Source organism: Prevotella amnii DSM 23384 = JCM 14753 (assembly GCF_000378745.1).
GTDB lineage: Bacteria > Bacteroidota > Bacteroidia > Bacteroidales > Bacteroidaceae > Prevotella > Prevotella amnii.
This window is the reverse complement of the sequence record NZ_KB905274.1, coordinates 1-3,524: the sequence shown is the minus strand read 5'-3', so window position 1 is coordinate 3,524 and position 3,524 is coordinate 1. Positions and strand designations below refer to the sequence as shown.

Annotated in this window: 3 protein-coding genes and 1 pseudogene; all 4 read left to right on the top strand. The window is 44.2% G+C overall.

Annotated elements, in window-relative coordinates:
• Positions 1–1,030 (top strand): virulence-associated E family protein (locus tag F596_RS10835; RefSeq protein WP_428829171.1); only part of this gene is annotated, 1,030 nt, incomplete at its 5' end.
• A 301-nt stretch (positions 1,031–1,331) separates the two neighbouring features.
• A complete protein-coding gene (locus F596_RS0104905; RefSeq protein ID WP_019036075.1) occupies positions 1,332–2,345 on the top strand; it encodes a toprim domain-containing protein in 1,014 nt (337 codons plus the stop codon).
• Between the two features lie 4 nt (positions 2,346–2,349).
• Positions 2,350–2,784 carry a DUF3408 domain-containing protein gene (locus tag F596_RS0104900; protein WP_019036074.1) on the top strand — a complete coding sequence of 145 codons (435 nt, stop codon included), beginning with the start codon at positions 2,350–2,352 and terminating at the stop codon, positions 2,782–2,784.
• Positions 2,785–3,148: 364 nt separating this feature from the next.
• Positions 3,149–3,524 (top strand): annotated as a pseudogene (locus F596_RS10830) (plasmid mobilization protein); the annotation flags it as partial.

The following is a 3,524-nucleotide window of genomic DNA, read 5'->3' as shown; positions in this document are numbered from 1 at the left end:
CACGCTCCGCAGGGAACTTGACAACGATGTGGGGATTATCACATCTTCCAACAACCTCTATTCCATTATAGAGAGCAGCTTTTCGCCACGTATCAACCCTATACAGGAGTATTTCAAGGGATTGCCCTTGAGGGATATTGGTAATATCTGTGGTAATAATAGTGGCAATAGCGATAGTTGTAATCATGACAGTAGTGGCAATAATGAAAACAATTGCTGTTGTGATATTTCTTCCCTTTCACTGAAAGCCATTCCTGACTTGGCAAGTTGCGTTGTGGTGCGCAATCATGAAAAATGGCTACCATATCTCACCAAGTGGCTCGTGGCAGTGGTCGCCAATGCAATGGACGACCGTGAGTGCCGTAACCACACCAGCCTTGTGCTGACGGGCGAGCAGGGAAAGTTCAAAACTACATTCTTGAATTTGCTCTGCCCACCTGCATTGCATGGCTATAGCTACACAGGCAAGATATATCCGCAGGAGAAGGACACGCTCACCTATATCGGGCAAAACCTCATCGTAAACATAGACGACCAACTCAAAGCTCTAAATAAACGTGATGAGAATGAGCTGAAGAACCTCATTACCTGCCCGATGGTCAAATACCGTATGCCCTACGACAAGTATGTGGAGGAACATCCCCACTTGGCAAGCTTTGTGGCATCGGTAAACGGCAACGACTTTCTTACAGACCCTACAGGAAGCAGACGCTTCCTGCCCTTTGAAGTGCTTTCCATAGATATTGAGAGAGCAAAAGCTATCTCGATGGACAATGTTTATGCGGAAGCCAAAGCCCTGTTAAAGTCAGGTTTTCGCTATTGGTTTGACGATGAAGAGATAACGGAACTATACAGGGAGAGCGAGGATTTCCAAGTACAGACCGCAGAAATGGAACTACTGTTACGCTGCTTCGAGAAGCCAGCGGAGGATGAAAACTATTCGTTAATGACCACTACGGAGATACTTACCTATTTGGGTATTTATACTCTCACCAACCACTTGTTGCCAAGCGTATGGGCGAAGCCTTGAAGAAAGCAGGATACATAAAGGTGAGCAAACGAAGAAACGGAGGTAGCCCCATCTATATCTACAAAATTAGGAAAATCTTGCCCTGCCCGCTCCTTCAAACTTGTAGTAGCCAAATGTAGTAGAATGTGTAGTGTTGTCTTATACTACAAAGTAACACTGATTATCAATCACTTATCACAAAATAGTATGTAGTAAGAAGAAAGATGAAAAAGTTTGGAGGGGGAAAACTTTGGAAACGGTAAAACCATAAAAACAGACAAACATAAATAATTATCATTCAACCCATTAAAGTATCAAAGCAATGAAAGAAGAAGATTTATCAACAATCAAGCGATACTCCATCGTGGAGTATCTTGAAAGGAAAGGCATCAAGCCCATGCGCAGAACACCTTCCTATGCGCTGTACCGCTCACCACTCAGAGAGGAAACGCATCCGAGTTTTAAGGTGGACACAGAGAAGAACCTCTGGATAGACTATGCCGAAGGTAGGGGCGGAAGTATCATTGACCTCTGTATGCGCTTGGAGGGCTGCACGTTATCGGAAGCCATTTGCCGTTTGGGACAACAGACCGCTTCCGCTGATGAAACGTACAGCCTTCCAAGCAGCGAACCTCGTATCGGTTTCAATCAGACATCCACAAAACAAGCAAGCGAGACAAGGAGACTGATAAGCATATCAGACACCCTACCTCCACATTTGCAGGAGTATCTTACAAAGGTACGCTGCATTGATTTGGAAAAGGCAAAGCCTTTCCTTAAATGTATCAGCTATGAGATAAGGGGAAGGCGCTATCAAGCCATCGGCTTTGCCAATCAATCAGGAGGGTATGAACTTCGGGATAATGGTTCGTTCAAGGGAACGATAGCTCCGAAGGATATTACTCTGATATTTACGGACAAACAGACAGAATACACAATAGACAAACCACTGCCAGTATGCGTGTTTGAGGGATTTATGGATTTCCTTTCTTTTTTTTCAATGAAAGAGGAGATAGCCAGCCACTGCCTTGTGATGAACTCCGTAAGCAATGTGGCAAGGACTGTCCGCTGTCTGAACGACCGACACCTGTCCCATATCCGTGCCTTCCTTGACAATGACGATGCAGGACGGAGAGCCGTGCAAGAATTTGTAAAAGCAGGTTTCAAGGTGGAGGATATGTCCGTACATTACAAAGGCTTCAAAGACCTCAACGAGTTTCATGTCAGTCGTATGTGTAAACAGGAGCAGCAGAAAGTGCAGGAACGGACACTAGTGTCGGTTACGGAGCAAAAGCAAAGTAAGAAATCAAAACAAGTCAAACATAAAATTAGATAGCAAAATGGAAAATAAAACAAAGACAACGGACAAAGATTTTTCATGGCTTTTGGGTGTGGAAGATGAAACAGAGTACGAATCTATTCCACAGAAAGGGACAGAGGTTCCTGAAATAGAAAGACCTACAAACAAGCAGGACACAGAGAACACTGCGCACTCTGAGCCTGCACAGCATACAGAGAATGCAACCGTTCAAAGGCGCATCAGTGCCAAGATGAGAAAGAAAACACTCGAAGCCTACAAGCAAGCCTATCTTGTGCCGACTAAGTTAAACAATCGCAAGGCGGTCTATCTGAGCAGGGAAACACAGGAACGTGCCGACTTCATTGTGCGTAGATTAGGCGACAGGGGTAGCAACCTTTCAAGCTTTGTTGAGAACATTGTGCGTCAGCATCTGGAGGAATATGGTGAAGACATAGAGAAATGGAGGAAGCTGTAAACAACAAAAAAAAACGGTCGAGGGCAATCAAGTCAAAGGCTATCCCTTTCACTCAAAATCCTTGACCGTTTTAGGATTGTACCAACAACAGATTTTTATTGAATACATTGAACGGTGGGGACACCATGAACGCAGTTAGACATGGAATGCACGGCATTCGTTTTTAGGCTATAAAACGTTTTAAGCGTAAATGATTTGTTCGGTAGCATTGCAAGACGTCAGTTTGTTCCCACAAACTGCGCCCAGCTCCCCTCGTCAGACTGTCGGGGAGATTAGACCGTAATCACTCCGTTCTCATCGGTCAGTGTTCGGGAATTAAGCAACAACGAATCATCTACAATGATAAACTTTCAAGGAAACTTATATGAACAGATATAAGGGAAAAGCTGCCCGATGGCAGCAACAGGATAAAGAAGAACAGAGGATGAACAAAACGGAGTTCATTAAGGTAAGATGTACCTTAGAGGAAAGGTAGCGTATCAAATCAAAGGCGGAAAATACAGGGCGGAAGTTCTCCGATTATTGTCGGGAAATACTCCTTAACGGCGAGATAACAGCCGTTCCCAAGATGACAGACAATGAGAGGGAAGCCATTGCCATTCTTCAACATACAGGAAGGTTCTATGGGCAGGTTTCCAACCTCATTAAGCTCAAGGACGAGGATTATAACCCTATCAAAAATCGCATTAGAAAAGTGCAGAAAGAAGAATATCTCATCAAAAACGCTTGTTATTCGGTAA